This window comes from Azohydromonas australica DSM 1124, assembly GCF_000430725.1.
GTDB classification, from domain to species: domain Bacteria; phylum Pseudomonadota; class Gammaproteobacteria; order Burkholderiales; family Burkholderiaceae_C; genus Azohydromonas; species Azohydromonas australica.
On the sequence record NZ_KE387214.1, the window covers coordinates 66,368 to 81,491 of the forward strand.

The following is a 15,124-nucleotide window of genomic DNA, read 5'->3' on the forward strand; positions in this document are numbered from 1 at the left end:
AAATGCCCGCCGCCATTCTTGAGCGCAGACCGGTCCATCCACGGCTGGCTTCTCAGGCATGGCCTGTTCGAAGACTGGGCGACCGCTCACCTCGTGCCTGGATCAAGGACTCGACGTACCGTTCGACGCCAAAACGCATCGTGCCGCGGAAGTTGATGTGCCCGAAATGCGCTGGCCCGATGCGCCGCAGCCAGTCGTCCTCGATGCGCATGCCACTGTTGCGCAGCGCGAGGACCACGTCGTTCATGCGATGGGTATTGAAGGCGAGGACCACATTCGTCAGCAGCGTGTGCGCACCCGAGATCGCCCGCAGTTCGTCAGGTCGCCGGCCTCGCTCTGGCGCGATCCGGCCGCTGTAAACCGCGCGCTGCAACTGGTGCACAGATTCACCGCGCGAGAGCAGCGTGTGGATCTCGCGCCGGAAGTCCGCCACGGCCAAATAGTCACACAAGAACACCGTGCGAAGCAGCCGACCCAGATGCTCGGCAGCCCGGTGCACGGGATCGCCACGAGCCGCCGAGCCGAAGCGCTGCATCACCTGCGCGGCCGACACCCGGCCACTGCGAATGGACGCGCCCAGGCGCAGCAGCTCCGGCCAGCCGCGCTCGATGGCCTTGAGCGAAACGCGTCGTTCCGTCACGGCGTCCAATTCGTCGGGAATGAGAAACGGCCTGGGCAGGAAAAGCTTGCGCTCGGCCAGGTCGCGCAGGCGCGGACACAGGTCGAACCCCAAAACCTTCGCGATGCCCATGGCGGCGTCCGTCCAGCCGTGGGTATCGCAAGCAACCAATGACAGCCTGATGCGGTCTTCGACGCGGTTGTGCTGCTCGACGCCCTCGATGGCCGCACCTGCCTGGCGCTCGCCCAGCACGATGGGCTGGTCATAGACGATGCCCCAGCGGTCGCGCAGGTGGGTGTAGATGCCCGCGGCGTAGGTGCGCCGGCGTGGATCGACGCGCGCATTCCACAGGTGCCGTGACGCATCGAGCGCGAGCATGTCGCTCGACGCCTTGTCGCCTTCGCCCCAGAGTGCCGCCAGTGGGATGCGGCTCTGGAATTCGGCCACGCGTTCGTTGGCGCGACGCAGCCGGCCGCTGCCCTCGATGGCGCGCATGGCCACCAGGATCTGTGCGGCGTCCAGCTCGGGAATCATGTGCGCCACGCCTCGGGCATCGAGGTCCGTGCCGTGCGCCAGCAGCGCACCGTACACCGCAAGGAGCTCTTGCGAGGAGGTTGCCCGGTGTCCGAGCAGCGCGTCGCTGAAGTTGGTGGCGGCGTCCACCTCAAGAAGCAGCTCAGGCAGCTGGACGTCACCGATGCGCTGGTAGATGGCCTCACGGGTACGCACCGGCTCGCCGTCGTCGGGCAGCGCCAGAAGGGCTGGCAGATGCAGCATGCGATCCGTGCCGATCTCCACCTTGCCCACGCGCAGAGCTTCCACCACGGCCTGCATGCCCGCGTGGATGGCGGCCACCAGCGGCATCAGCAGCGCGTCGAACGATTCCGGCACGCCCAGCAGCTCCACATGCTCGCGCTGCTGCAGTGCCCACTGCTGTGGCGGGATAAGCAACTGCTCGCGGCTCTGGAAGCTCAAGGAATGGTCGATCCATACCGAGCCGCGCCGCAGGCTGCGCCGCAGTGCCAGCATCGTGCTGGCTTCGAAGGCCCGCCAGCCGGCCTTGCGGTCCCGCTGGTGAACCAGGCTTCTCCATGCCGCTCCAACGTCCGGCAGCTCGTCGCGCCCGCCGTCCTTGTGGCCAGGACGGGCACGCAGCGCTGTCCACGCCTGCCATTGTGTGAACCCGGCGTCCTTGGACCCTCCCTGGAACTCCAGGCTTGAGAGCACGTCGAGACAGGCATGGACACGGGTCGAGTCCTCGGCCAAAGCCTTGCGTACCCGCGATGCGAAGCTGACCGGCACGGCATCGCCGACCGCAGCCAGCAGCTCCTGCGCCTGCAGCACGCGTTCCTCCCAGGACTTGGCGCCGTCGTGCAGCACCGCCTTGGCCAGGGCGGCCTGCCGCAGTTGGCTCGCACTTTCCTGGGCGTGCCGGGTGCGGGCACGCTCGGCCGCCGAGCGCACAAGCTGCTGTGCGCGCCGGCTGGCCAAATGCAGCGCCGCGTCGGTGAGCTCCAGCAGCGTCACCCGCAGAAAGCACACCACCTCGACGAGCTGCGCGGCGAGCTTGATGTCGCGGGACCGGTAGGGCCGGCGGGCCTGGATCTGTCGCGCGTAGGCCTGTTGCCGTGCCAGCACAACGCCGGAGAGATCCCATTCGTGCACGCCAAGGCCCTTGAGGTAGCGCACCTTCTCCATCGTCTCGGCCAGCGTGGTGGGACTGTGGCGCCTGGGCGGCGTCTTGAGCCATTCGATGCGGCTCACGTCCGTGCCGGGCCGCGGAGCGTGGACAGCCAGCAGCAGCTTCGCAGCCTTCGCGCGGCCCACGGCATCGGCCACGCAGATCACGATCTGCGTCTCGATTTTTGCGAAGGCATCGCGCGCCCAGTCCAGCAGCCGGCGGCTCGACGGAATCAGGATGCGGCGGGTGAACAGCCAGTGCCTGGCCGCCTGCACCAGATCGTCGGTGTGCGCGGCATCCTGCGCCTGTACCTCCAGCGCCGACACGAGGTTTTGCTCCTGCGCGGGTTCGAGCGCGGTGAGGCCGAGGTATTCCTTGGCCCAACGCTGGTGAGCGAAAAGGGTCTGCTTGCGCCGATAGGTGGATCGCAGGCTGGCGATGGACGGGGCCGCCACGCCGAGGGCGCCGGCCGCGTAGCGCAGCAGGTTGCGCGGCAGGACGGTGAAGCCATCCAACGGACGACCGGCCACACGCATGAACAGCACCATCAACGCCGCGGCCAGCTGGTGCCCCTCCCGGAACTGCTCCTTCACAGCCTCGACGTCGGCCTTGGTGAGCGAGAAGAAATGCTCCCGGTCGAAATCGCTCAGCCGCCCCGGCAGGCAGTCGCATCCAACGAAGCGATCGGCAAATGCGGACATCGCTGCCTCGGCGCAGGAAGTGGGGTGCCGACTCTACTGGGTGAAAGTGGGGGCCGCCATCGGTCATCAGCTGGTTCAGACCATGGCTGGTGTTTCGGGGCCAACTCAGTCTGAGCCGAGAAATAAGTAATAACCCTAAATAGCTCGAAAGCAACTGGACGTAACCACAAGCGCACCTTTTTGCACAAGGAGTCCGTCCACCCCGTGTAGGCGAGCTTGGACTCGATGGCCTGGCGGTTACGGGCCTCCAGCGAGTCGAGGATGCCCGACAGGCGCAGCTGCTTCAGGTGCGGGCTCAGTACTGGCATGGGGTTCATGGCAAGCACTCCAGGTGGGTCAGTGACGCGGAGCGTCGGGGTCGAACAGCAGCTGTGCGCTGCGCACGAAGCGCGCGCCGGGCGCGTGCACGTGGCCGAGCTCGGCCACGCTCAGCGGCTGTCGGTCGTAGCCGCCGGCCAGGATGGTCTTGACCGTGCGGTAGAAGGGGCTGGCATGCAGCAGCGCCCGCGCGCACGCGGCTTCGAGCCGCTCGGCGCCGTAGGTGTCGCGCATGCGCAGCACGCCCTGGGCGGCGCGCAGCCGCTCAAGGATCCGGTCGGTGAGCATCTGCTCGATGAGCTCGGCGCACGCGGTGCCGACCTCGCGCGCCTGCTCCAGGCACCAGGCGCGGTCGTGGGCGAAGAAGAGCTGCGCCTCGGGCGGGAAGTGGTCGCGCACGCTCACGCGCTCGCCCGGGCGCTGCGCGCGCCGGTGCGTGGCCACCAGTTGGTGCTCGTGGTAGACGAACACCGCCGTGTCGGTGGCGCGCAGCCACAGCGTCTTGCCCACCAGCGTGAACGGCACCGAGTACAGCGCCCGCTCGTGGGCGACGTGGCAGTCGCGGTGCACCGTGACCCGGTGCCAGGTGCCGAGGTCGGGCGCGACGGCGGGCAATTCCAGCATGTGCGCCCGGTCCAGCTCGAACAGCGTCAGCGGCTTCTGGCGCGTGGTGCCGTGCACGCGCTGGCCGGCCTCGTCCATCACCCAGCGGCCGGCCTGTGCGTTCAGGTCGGCCAGGTCGCGGAACTCGCGCAGCGGCAGGAAGTTGACCTTCAGGTATTTGACTCCGGCCTCGACGACGCCCTTCTTGGGCGGGTCGCCTGGGGGGCATGGATCGATCCGGAAGCCCCAGCCTTCGGCGCACTCGGCGTAGGCCCGCTGCACCACTGGGTCATGGATGCAGGCCTTGCTGATGGCGCACTTGGCGTTGTCGATGACCAGCCGCCTGGGCACGGCCGTGAACCACTCGAAGGCGCGGCGGTGGCAGCCCAGCCAGGTCGCCACCGTCTGGTCCCAGACGAACTCGACGTACTGGTGGCGGCTGAAGCACAGCGTCATCACGAACGCCCAGGTGCGCCGCACGCTGCCGTCGGGGTGCAGCAGCTTCGGGCCGGCGCCGAAGTCCACCTGCGCCGCCTCGCCCGGCGCGAACGCCAGCGGCACGGTGGCCGCCGGCGGCGTCTCGCCGCGGATGGAGACGATCATCCGGTACAGCGAGGAGTAGCTGCCCGGGTAGCCGTGGTTGCGCTTGAGCGCCGCCAGGATCGCGGTGGCGGGCACCGACTGCTCCAGCCACTCCTGGATGCGCTGGCGGTGCGACTCCAGGCTCGAGACAGTGCTGGCAGCCTGCTTCGCCGGCTCCAGCGCCGCGGCGATCTGCGCCTCGTCCGGCAGCGGCGCCTCGGCGTCGAGCCAGCCCTGCACGGCGGCCAACGCCCGGAACTGCGCCAGCTTGCGCCGCCCCATGGTGTGGCTGCGTGCGAGCTCCCGGTCGGATGCGCCGCGCCGGATCTGCGCCAGCACGGATCGGTACTGGAACATCTCGAACCTCCTTCGGCCCATCGCTGCCTCCATGCGTGCCTGGTGTGGCACGCACTTCAGCACCGACGCGGCCGGGCTCAGATCGAGGTGTCCGTCAGCCCTGGGTGGCTCCTATATGCCGAAAACGAAGTGGCTCCATTACGGCGGAAACCGCGTGGCTCCATGACGCCGAAAACGCCGTGGCGCCTATACGGCGGAAAGTGACAGGCGCTGGCCGTCAACAACGGCCGCCGCGGCAATCGGGAGCCGTTGTTTCTTGGGGAGCCGGCCAATTTGGCTGCGAAGCGTTCCGGTGGCGGCACGAAGGAAGGCATCTTCATGACCAACACCGCGCGCGCCACGGTGGGTTGGGATGCTGTTTCCAATGAGGACGTCACGCCCCTCAAGGCCAGCCAAATTGAGACTTCTCAGGAAGAGGCCGAACTCGGCATCTCGGCTGACGACGTGGTCAGCGACTGGAAAGATGATCTGAATAAGAACCCAATTGGCAGCTTTGTGTTTTCAAGGCACACGCCACCATTTGCGGACTTAGACTTGGAAGTTTTGACACCGAAAAACTCTCGGCGCCAAGAGGCGGCGTCGGTCTACGCTGACATCGACGGCTTCACTGCTTACGTTGCAGGCCGCGTCAATGACGACGAGAAGGCCAAGGACGTAGTTCGTACGCTTCATGTATTGCGCGCTGAGATGGACTGTGTGCTCTACCAAAATTTCGCTGGCCGCAAAATTCGCTTCATCGGCGACTGTGTCCACGGCGTGATGGTGGAAGGCACCGCACCGACTACCGACGGCAATGAAACAGCCAAAAATGCCATGCTATGTGCTGCCGCCCTGCGCAGCAGCTTCGACCTCGCACTCCGTCTGTTGACCGAGGAGGAGATTGATGTTGGAAACCTTGGCTTGCAAATCGGGCTTGAGTACGGCCCCATTGCAATAACTCGCCTCGGTGTCAAGGGCGAAATGATTCGCTGCTGCATCAGCCGTTCGGTCCGCGAGTCCGAACGCCAGCAGTTGCGCTGCGAAAGTGGGGAAACGTCCGTCGGCGCAGAGTTGTACGCGCAGGCGCCGATGGCCTTCAAGACGCTTTTCAACCCCAACCGGCGCCGGAGCGGTTTTGATTATGACGAAGCCGTCAACGCTCTCGAAGCAGAAAATGTGGTAGCCAAGCGAGCTGCTGTGGCTGGCGGCGGGTTGCTACGTCAGGCTACCGCAGCGCCGGCCGCCGCCGCGGTATCCGGCTTCACTTTCCCTGCTCGCGCGGCGACGCCGTCCAAGACTCCAGCCGGATTTGCGTAATGTGGTTCGTGCTGCGTCGGGACCGGCTTACTGGCGAAATGCAAGCTTTGACCCAGCTGTGCGACGCACCCTGGATGCTGAGCACTGAATGGAGCATCGACTGTGAGTCCGGGACTTTGCGGGCCGCCATTGACATGATGGTCGGCGGGTATGTTAGGCGCGTATGGGTGAACTATCCTGACGTCTTCCCGTTCGCGCCACCTATGGTAGTGCCACGGGAAGCCGGTGAACGGTGGTCACGCCACCAATACGGGCCTGGCGGAGAGCTCTGCTTGGAGATACGTGCGGACAACTGGCTGCCCTATTACACCGGCGCCGACATGGTGAAAAGCGCGTACCGGCTTTTGTACGAGGAGGCACACATCGACGACACTGGACACGAACGGCAGGTAGCATCGGCGCATGGCTTGACACAAGCGCAAAGCCTGCGATTTACATTTCGACGTCTGGTTCAAACAAAGGGCTTGACCCAGCGGCTTACGTCGCTAGGCACCCCCTGCATGGCTAAGTTTCAGTTATCTGTTTTCGCTAAGTCTAGTGTTTGGAGATTGACGCAACTGAATCTTGAAGACGGTAGTATTTGGACTGATCCAGATCTGCCGCAACCGCTTGTCTGCCTCGCATTCCAAGACGGGGTGGCTATGTCGCTAAGAGACGATGACGAGCGATTGCCGCTGGTGGCCAATGCAAGCGACTTGGGCTCCGCGGCGCTTTGGCGTCTGTTTGCAGATAAACCGCTCCACGGCTCGCGTCTGCTCGTCCTGTCTCTGCCATCCGGACTTCAGGCATTTCACCTCTCTGAAGAAGACGACACAGTATCCGCTGTTGCGGTCGTAGACGTCGATGACGGTGCGCAGCGTCTCCCACTGGCCAACGCACGCTTGCTAGGGAAGAGGGTGGCCGTCCTAGGTGGAGGCTCGGTTGGCAGCAAGGTAGCAACGACTCTGGCACGTGCAGGTGTTCGCAACTTTTTGTTGATCGACGGTGACATCCTGTGCGCTGGCAACCTAGTTCGCAACGACCTTGATTGGCGCAGTGTTGGCGCACACAAGGTTGAAGGATTGAAGGAGCGGCTTGAGATGGTTGCCTCTGGCATCCATGTTGACATCGTTCGACAAAATCTTGGTGACCAGGAGGCAGGAATTTTCCTGAATACGGCTCTTAGAGGTATGTCCTTTTGCGACTTCATCGTTGAGGCCACTGGTAGCGCTAGGGCGTTCAACTACGCCGCCGCCGTTGCTGAGGACCATCGCAAGCCAATGGCATGGGCGCGAGTCTTCGGCGGAGGATTTGGTGGGCTCATCGCCCGTAGCCGGCCGGGGCTGGATCCCGCTGCGCAAGCAGCACGCGATGCCATTGACCGTTGGTGCGCCAACCCTGCGTTTCCAGAGCCGCCTAGGGTCTTGATCGACTATGGGATCGCTGGCCCAAATGAAGAGCCCATGGTTGCCGATGATGCCGATGTATCTGTGGTTGCGGCCCACTTCGCTCGGTTTGTGATCGACACGATGGCGAATGAGGCGTCATCCGAGTATGAACACTCAGCGTATATGATCGGCCTGCGGGAAGCCTGGATTTTTTCCGGTGCATTCGACACACACCCTATCGACCTTGGTGGGCCCTCCTCGCACCGCAACAGTCTCGACGAAAGTTGGCTTACGCGCCAGTCCATTGTCGGCCGTACTGAGCAGGGTGCCTTTGGCATGGTCGCGCTACGTGTGAGTCAGGGATTTATGACGTGATTGACGTTGTTCTTAGTCAAGCCTGTATGGCAAAACTCTGGCGCGAGCTACGCAAAGCCGGTTCCAATGAGATTGGCGGTGTGCTCGCAGGGGAAGCCTTGGGCAACGGGCACTTCCTTGTACTCGACCTTTCAGTGCAGCGGGATGGCAGCTTTGCAAATTTCTCGCGGAGTTCAACGTCGCATGACCGATTCATGCAGCACTTTTTCAAGCGAACCGGGCACAACTACGAGCGTTTTAACTACCTCGGCGAATGGCATTCACATCCAAGTTTCCCGGCATGGCCGAGTTCTACCGACTTTCTGCAGATGCAAGGGCTTGCTGAGGATCCAGATCAGCAAGCGAATTTCTTGGCCTTGCTTGTGGTGAAGTTGTCCCGGGACGGCAAGATCGAAGGAACAGCGCACGCGTTCCGCCGCGGGCGTCCTCCGATTCAAGCCGGTCTCTCAGCCTCGAACGCCGAAGCCCTCTGCAAGCCGGTGAGCGGATGGAGGCACCTATTGAAGTCAACGCTCCTGTGGCGGGATGAACCCGCGCGCGTATCCAAGTGAGGTAGATAATGAGTCTAAAGCAACGATTTGAGAGCCAATCGACACTGATCAACGCTCTTAGGGCGCAGAAGATCGTTCAAGGCGATACTGACGTAGCGACAGCCTTCGCAAATGCTGGGGAGTTGGTTGAGTTCGCTCCCGGCCAAAATCTGATCGTTGAGGGTGACAGCGACCGCGACATGTATTTCTTGCTCGCTGGCAAGGTACATGTGATTGTGAAGGATGCTAGGCTTTACCCTCGAGAGAAAAACGTTACGGTCGGAGAGATGTCAGCAATCAATGCTGAAATCACGCGTGCGGCAACAATACAAGCCAATGAACCGACAGTTGCTCTAAAAGTTTCGCACGAGACTCTTGACGCAATCGGACATAAGCACCCAAGCATCTGGCGGCTGCTTGCCATTGAGCTCTCCGGTCGTTTGGAGCAGCGCAATCAGTTCATCAACCGCCCGAATGCCAAACCGAGGGTCTTTTTCATCTGCTCGTCCGAGGCACTGGACATTGCCGAATGCATTCGTGCCGGGCTCCAGCGCGAAGATGCCATAGTCCAGGTCTGGAGCGACGACCATATCTTCTCGCCCGGTGGATATCCCATTGAGGCGCTGGAGCGCGCAGTCAGCGAGTCGGACTTTGGTATCGCCATCGCACAGCCTGACGACTTGATCCGCTCGCGCGACCGTCAATCGAGTGCCCCCCGTGACAACGTCATTTTCGAGCTTGGCTTTTTCATGTCTAGGCTCGGACGCGCGCGTACGTTGCTGCTTGTTCCCAGCGGGGAGGATGTGAAGCTGCCCTCAGATTTCAAGGGGCTTACACCTCTTTCGTACAAAGAACCGTCAGCGGATGAGGAGCCTGCAACTGCACTTGGTCCCGTCACCTACAGAATCAAGCAGCACCTGCGCAAGCTCGGTGTGCGCAAGCCGCTGCAGGCAGAAAAATAAAGGCCATGTAAGCCGGTGTTGCGAAGCGGGGGCATGCTGCACAGCATAAGCGCCCCTGCTTAATGCCCACCAAGCGCTGCACGATGAACAGCCCCATCTGGGGCTGTCATCCTTTTTAGGAAAAATGGCCCAAAAATGCCTCTCGCCGAATGGCAAGGCCTGCAAGTGAAATTTCCCCATATTGATAGCCGAGATTTTGTTCGGACTTCTTCTTGTCTATACCATCAGATCAGCGACGAAATTTTATTACGGTACTGCCGCATTGCTCTAGGAGTTAGATAAGAATGGGCAGGACGATTTTGCCCAGAAATGAACAGGACTAACGCAAAAGTAAATTCATAATATTTTTTGATCCTGTTTTTTGACTGGGTAAAATCGAAGGTCCATTCATGCGCGAGGATTTCTGTGAAGCCAACTCGTCGTGATTACTGTCAGTTCACCCTATCCAGTCATATCAATTACACACAAACCTATTTCGCAGACCATCATCCGTACTTCTCTCATGACGCCAGCAACCGCTACTTGCAGGATGACAATGTGACTCCTGCAGAATTTTGGAATAGCGTCAAAGACGTTATCGAATATGACGATAACGCTTACTTGATTTTCGGTTGTAGCGTCTTGGACAAGAATCACGCCCACAAGATCGATTTGGTGCGTCTGCAGTACAGCGGCAACGCCCATCGCTTGATCAAAGGCATCGGCGTGGTCAACTGCCTGTACGTCAATTTAAGGATGGGGCACTATTGGGTCATCGACTGGCGCGTCTACGCACCCGACGAAGATCATAAGACCAAACTGGCCCATACCAAGGAGATGTTCGATAACGCTATCCACAGCAAGAAACTGCGCTTTCGCACCGTGCTGATGGATTCCTGGTACGCCACCAAGGAGCTGATGAAACACATCCACGCCTCAGACGAGATTTTCTACTGCCTGCCTGCTCAAGAGCAACCGCAAGGTCAATGACAGCAGCAGCGAAGAGCCTTATAAGGCGGTGAGCGAATATACGGCCGCGCTGATTTAAACTGGAGGCCTGCGTCGAATCATCTTGGTGGCGCTTGAACGTGTGTGATCGGCGGACCACAAGGTCCTGACAATCTTGCGAAAGTGATTCTTGAGCTCAACCTCTGCCGCAATCAGACCAACCCTGGGACGCGGCTTCACGGTTGGTTAATGATTTCAGTATGTGAATCAAGGTTGATTGATCCTGGTTCGCAAGACCATGCGCGGTGCCGCCCTGCATCAGCTGTGCGGCACTGGCCGTGCCAGGCAACGCTACGCTCAAACTGCGCGCACTCTCCAGCGCCAAGTTCAATTCTTTCTGGTGCCGATCGATAAAGATTCCCGCCTCAAAGGCGCGCTCGATCATGCGCTCGCCGTACACGTCCAAGATTCGGCTGGCGGCGAAACCACCCATCAGTGCCTGACGTACCCTGGCCGGGCTAGCACCGGCCTTGCTAGCGAAAACCAGCGCCTCGCCCACAGCAGCAATGTTGAGCGCGACGAGGATATCGTGTGCAACCTTGGTGATCTGCCCGTCGCCGTTGCTCCCCACCAGCGTGATGTTTTTACCCATCAGCTCGAGCAAAGGTTTAACACGGCTAAAGGTCTGCTGCGGGCCTCCCACCGTGAAAGTAAGACTGGCGACCTTGGCAGCCATCTCGTCACCGTACGCTGGCGCGTCCAGGTAATCCACACCAATCTCATTGAGACGCTGGGCGAACCGCTTGGTTTTGATCGGGCAGATACTGCTCAGATCCACCACCACTTTGCCCGCCTTTAAACCAGAAGCCAGTCCTTTCTCATCAAACAATACAGACTCCACATCCGACGTGTCCGGCATCAAGGTGAAAATGATGTCCGCACGTTGTGCCACACCGCGCACGCTGGTGCATTGGGTGGCTGAACTTTCGGCCATCTCTCGCGGCACCTTGCCATGTGCGTACACGAACAACTGGTGTCCAGCCCTGATGAGGTGACCGCAAATGGGCGCACCCATGATGCCAGGGCCTACGAAGCCGACCTTCAGAGGTAAAGAGGTCATATATTGCTCCTGTGAAATTTGGATGCTCGGCGTGCGATGCAGTGAATCTGGATCGGGTGGTGATCAGTCAACATTCGCAACCAATTGGCTCGGCACCACGCCGATGACTAATGTGCTGAAGCGGATACTTTTGGTTCAGCCGTGCAATGTGCGTTCGTTGTAGCCAGGTTTGCCGAAGAGTGAATGCGGGCCATATATGGCAGCGATTTCGCGCGCCGTGCCTGGTAGGTGTTGCACTGCACGAAAGGATGAGCGTCCATCTTGTCTAGGTTCACCACCGCACGGCCGCTGATGGTGACCTAGAGATAGGCAAGAAGAATCTTTTAATCCAGCAGCCCGGCAAGCTCCAGCCCCTTGGTGCCCTCGGGGTGGCGGCAGTCGATGGACTCGAACTCATTGACGGCGTTGATCTCCACGCCCATGGCGATGTTGGTCACCCGCTCCAGGATGCACTCCACCACCACCGGCACGCGGTGCTCCAGCGCCATGGCGTGCGCCTGCTTCAGCGTCTCGCCGATCTTCTCGGGGTCGGTCACGCGCAGCGCCTTGCAGCCCAGGCCCTCGACCACCGTCACGTGGTCCACGCCGTAGCCGCGCAGCTCGCCGGCTTCCTCGGGCATGTTCTGGTTCTCGAAGGAGAGCTGCACGCAGTAGTCCATGTCAAAGCCACGTTGCGCTTGACGGATCAGACCCAGGTACGAGTTGTTGACCAGCACCTGCACGTAGGGCAGCCGGAACTGCGCGCCCACCGCCAGCTCCTCGATCAGGAACTGGAAGTCGTAGTCGCCCGACAGGCCCACGACGGTGCGCGTCGGGTCCGCGGCCACCACGCCCAGCGCGGCGGGAATGGTCCAGCCCAGCGGGCCGGCCTGACCGCAGTTGATCCACTGGCGCGGCCCGTACACATGCAGGAACTGCGCGCCCGCGATCTGCGACAGGCCGATGGTGGAGACGTAGATCGTGTCGCGCGGGAACACGGCATTCATTTCCTCATACACGCGCATCGGCTTGATCGGCGTCTGCTCGTAGTGGCTCTTGCGGTGCATCAGGCGCTTGCGCTCGGCGCAGCGGAAGGCCCAGTCGTCATAGGACTTGAGCGTGCCCGCGGCCTTGCGCTCCTTCGCGGCCTGCACGAACAGCTCCAGCGCCGCCTTGGCGTCCGAGACGATGCCGAAGTCGGGCATGAACACGCGGCCGATCTGCGTGGGCTCGATGTCCACGTGCACGAAGGTGCGGCCCTTGGTGTAGACGTCGACCGAGCCCGTGTGCCGGTTCGCCCAGCGGTTGCCGATGCCCAGCACGAAGTCGCTGGCGAGCATGGTGGCGTTGCCGTAACGGTGGCTGGTCTGCAGGCCCACCATGCCGGCCATCAGCGGATGGTCGTCCGGAATAGAGCCCCAGCCCATGAGCGTGGGGATCACCGGCACGCCCAGCGTCTCGGCCAGCTCGACCAGCAGGTTCGAGGCATCGGCGTTGATGATGCCGCCGCCGGCGACGATCAGCGGCTTCTCGCTGGCCAGCAGCATGTCCAGCGCCTTGTCGATCTGCTTGCGCGACGCGGCGGGCTTGTACACGGGCAGCGGCTCGTAGGTGTCGATGTCGAACTCGATCTCGGCCATCTGCACGTCGAAGGGCAGGTCGATCAGCACCGGACCCGGGCGGCCCGAGCGCATGAGGTGGAAGGCCTGCTGGAACGCGCGCGGCACCTGCGCGGGCTCACGCACCGTGACGGCCCACTTGGTCACCGGCTTGGCGATGGACTCGATGTCCACGGCCTGGAAGTCTTCCTTGTACAGCCGGGCGCGCGGCGCCTGGCCGGTGATGCACAGGATGGGGATGGAGTCGGCGCCGGCCGAGTACAGCCCGGTGATCATGTCGGTGCCCGCAGGGCCGGAGGTGCCGATGCAAACGCCGATGTTGCCGGCGCGGGCCCGGGTGTAGCCCTCGGCCATGTGCGAGGCGGCCTCGACGTGGCGCGCCAGCACGTGGCTGATGCCGCCGCGCTCACGCAGCGCCGCGTACAGCGGGTTGATCGCCGCGCCCGGCACGCCGAAGGCCTGGCTCACGCCTTCTTTCTCCATCACCAGCACCGCGGCCATCGCCGCCTTCATCTTGGCCATGTTTCACTCCAAATTTGTTCAAAGCAACTAGCTCAATGCTCAGATCAAAAGTGGTTGGATGAAATCCAAGCGAGCGCATATGAAATATTCCCTTTTGGCATAGCGAATCGCATAACGCCTTGAAATGGCTGCACTTGGCTTCCTGGACCGGTTTCGCCAGTGCCGATGACATGCCCGGCACAAAGGGCTGCACTAAAGGCTCAAGGTGGCAAGACTGGAGCAACTGTTCGATGCTGCTCATGCTGATGCAGCGACAAAAGCAGACTTGTCTGCTGCCACGACTGGGCCCACATGTCGTCTTTTCCATTTATGGAACCATTCGTTTCACGACACCCCCTTCAATAGCATGTGCTCTGCCTGTATCGTCGTGAAATCATTCATGCATCATAGTTAGATGCACAGTCAATAAAAGGCTAAATCTACGATCTAGTCGATTTAGTCATCGTTGACCCATTTCCCCAATAATCAAACGGCGCCTTCAGTACATTCGGATCAATTATCAAGAATGGCACTAGACTGTTTGGTGCTCGCGATACAGCTGCTGGAGTTTTCGCCAACGTACCGCCTTGCCTGATCGGTATGGAGGCGTCCACAAGCGCCCACTACTGCGTCGGCCAGCGGGCGCTGCGCGCGATTTTCGTGAGGCTGTGAGCCAAGCCAGTATGTGCTTCGTGCAGGTTAAGCAAGTTGAGCAGCATGCGGCTCTTACCCTGCACTGTGCTCGGCAGGGCTTCATCAAGGCGTGTACGGCACAGGCGCGGCTGGAGCCGGTGTTCGTGGGCGCACCACGGTAACCGATGCCACGCTGCACAACGAGGACGAGATCCAGCGCAAGGACGTGCGCATCGGCAACCGCAGGATCGAGCGTCGTGCCGGGGACGCGATGCCAGCCAAGGCTGTTGAGGCCCACCGAACGCTCGCGCCGACGACATGCCGCTCCAGCGACACCGGAACGTTGTGCTGACGTGGCCAAGCACTGCACACAGCGCAAAAGGCCGCACCGTCCGAGGTTGAACCGGGTTTGCCGGGCCACGACCGCGCTACACCCCGCCCAGTGCGAGCTATCGCCGGCCTACTGTCAGGCTATCGATCCTCAAACATGGCCAGCAGTCACAGAAGCGACGCCCGTTGCTCCTGAACAGCCTGTGCCATTAGCGGATGCAGCGCCGCGGTGCCGGCTTGGTCCACGTGCTCCAGCATCAGCCGGCGCATGCGCGGCTCCCAGAACTTGCGCAGGTGCTCAGCGATGCCCTCGACGGCCTCTTCGCGGTCGGGCATGGCCTGGAAGAAGTCGCCAATGCGGTTGGCCATGTGCACGAGGTTGTGAACGTCCATGTCAGATCTTGGTTGAAAAAGCAATCTCGTCGGCCGCTTGCAGGCCGAGCCGGTTGGCGCCCGTGTAGGCCACCAGGTCCTCGCCGCGCACGAAGCCCATCAGCAGCAGGCCGCAGCCGGCGGCCGTCTCCACCGCCAGTGCCGTCGGCGCGGACACCGCCGCCAGCGCCGCGACGCCGGCGCGGGCGCACTTCTGCACCATCTCGAAGCTGGCGCGGCTGGTGATGCAGA

Annotated in this window: 11 protein-coding genes and 2 pseudogenes; 6 read left to right on the plus strand and 7 right to left on the minus strand. The window is 61.8% G+C overall.

The genetic code is table 11. The features are described from left to right. Window positions 1-52 precede the first annotated feature (52 nt). The 3 genes and pseudogenes from H537_RS0135640 to istA form a co-directional block, all read right to left on the minus strand. Entirely contained in the window at window positions 53-3,001 is a 2,949-nt protein-coding gene (locus tag H537_RS0135640; protein ID WP_029001692.1) for a Tn3 family transposase, read from the minus strand. 203 nt (window positions 3,002-3,204) lie between these two features. Continuing rightward, window positions 3,205-3,318, minus strand: a pseudogene (locus H537_RS53890) (IS21-like element helper ATPase IstB); the annotation flags it as partial. Between the two features lie 19 nt (window positions 3,319-3,337). Then, window positions 3,338-4,861: an IS21 family transposase gene (gene istA, locus H537_RS0135645; protein WP_029001693.1), complete on the minus strand. Its 1,524-nt coding sequence runs from the start codon at window positions 4,859-4,861 to the stop codon at window positions 3,338-3,340. Between the two features lie 318 nt (window positions 4,862-5,179). Here istA and H537_RS47500 point away from each other — a divergent pair, with 318 nt between their 5' ends. The 5 genes and pseudogenes from H537_RS47500 to H537_RS47505 form a co-directional block, all read left to right on the plus strand. Then, window positions 5,180-6,157, plus strand: a complete 978-nt coding sequence (locus H537_RS47500; protein WP_051244371.1) for an adenylate/guanylate cyclase domain-containing protein — start codon at window positions 5,180-5,182, stop codon at window positions 6,155-6,157. 272 nt (window positions 6,158-6,429) lie between these two features. After that, window positions 6,430-7,899 (plus strand): ThiF family adenylyltransferase, encoded by a 1,470-nt coding sequence (locus tag H537_RS51860; protein WP_238446932.1) that lies wholly within the window; start codon window positions 6,430-6,432, stop codon window positions 7,897-7,899. Beyond that, entirely contained in the window at window positions 7,896-8,450 is a 555-nt protein-coding gene (locus tag H537_RS51865) for a Mov34/MPN/PAD-1 family protein (protein ID WP_156902153.1), read from the plus strand. The genes H537_RS51860 and H537_RS51865 overlap by 4 nt, the downstream gene beginning before the upstream one ends. A gap of 8 nt (window positions 8,451-8,458) precedes the next feature. After that, entirely contained in the window at window positions 8,459-9,391 is a 933-nt protein-coding gene (locus H537_RS50455) for a TIR domain-containing protein (protein WP_029001695.1), read from the plus strand. A gap of 405 nt (window positions 9,392-9,796) precedes the next feature. Next, window positions 9,797-10,397: pseudogene (locus tag H537_RS47505) on the plus strand (IS701 family transposase); the annotation flags it as partial. Window positions 10,398-10,514: 117 nt separating this feature from the next. Here the strand turns inward: H537_RS47505 and H537_RS0135670 are convergent. Beyond that, the gene (locus tag H537_RS0135670) at window positions 10,515-11,438 is read right to left on the minus strand and encodes an NAD(P)-binding domain-containing protein (RefSeq protein ID WP_029001696.1); all 924 of its coding nucleotides are present in this window, start codon (window positions 11,436-11,438) and stop codon (window positions 10,515-10,517) included. 323 nt (window positions 11,439-11,761) lie between these two features. Next, a complete protein-coding gene (gene gcl, locus H537_RS0135675) occupies window positions 11,762-13,558 on the minus strand; it encodes a glyoxylate carboligase (protein WP_029001697.1) in 1,797 nt (598 codons plus the stop codon). 742 nt (window positions 13,559-14,300) lie between these two features. Between gcl and H537_RS56945 the strand changes: the two genes are divergently transcribed. Next, entirely contained in the window at window positions 14,301-14,522 is a 222-nt protein-coding gene (locus H537_RS56945; protein ID WP_375136353.1) for a hypothetical protein, read from the plus strand. Window positions 14,523-14,668: 146 nt separating this feature from the next. Here H537_RS56945 and H537_RS0135680 read toward each other — a convergent pair whose 3' ends face one another. Continuing rightward, window positions 14,669-14,893 carry a formate dehydrogenase subunit delta gene (locus H537_RS0135680; protein WP_029001698.1) on the minus strand — a complete coding sequence of 75 codons (225 nt, stop codon included), beginning with the start codon at window positions 14,891-14,893 and terminating at the stop codon, window positions 14,669-14,671. A gap of 1 nt (window position 14,894) precedes the next feature. Beyond that, the coding region (locus H537_RS47510) for a formate dehydrogenase accessory sulfurtransferase FdhD (protein ID WP_043461595.1) at window positions 14,895-15,124 on the minus strand (230 nt) is incomplete at its 5' end.

Coding starts and splice junctions, on each gene's coding strand:
- H537_RS0135640 (WP_029001692.1), bottom strand. CDS start 3,001: ATGTCCGCATTTGCCGATCGCTTCGTTGGATGCGACTGCCTGCCGGGG.
- istA (WP_029001693.1), bottom strand. CDS start 4,861: ATGTTCCAGTACCGATCCGTGCTGGCGCAGATCCGGCGCGGCGCATCC.
- H537_RS47500 (WP_051244371.1), top strand. CDS start 5,180: ATGACCAACACCGCGCGCGCCACGGTGGGTTGGGATGCTGTTTCCAAT.
- H537_RS50455 (WP_029001695.1), top strand. CDS start 8,459: ATGAGTCTAAAGCAACGATTTGAGAGCCAATCGACACTGATCAACGCT.
- H537_RS0135670 (WP_029001696.1), bottom strand. CDS start 11,438: ATGACCTCTTTACCTCTGAAGGTCGGCTTCGTAGGCCCTGGCATCATG.
- gcl (WP_029001697.1), bottom strand. CDS start 13,558: ATGGCCAAGATGAAGGCGGCGATGGCCGCGGTGCTGGTGATGGAGAAA.
- H537_RS0135680 (WP_029001698.1), bottom strand. CDS start 14,893: ATGGACGTTCACAACCTCGTGCACATGGCCAACCGCATTGGCGACTTC.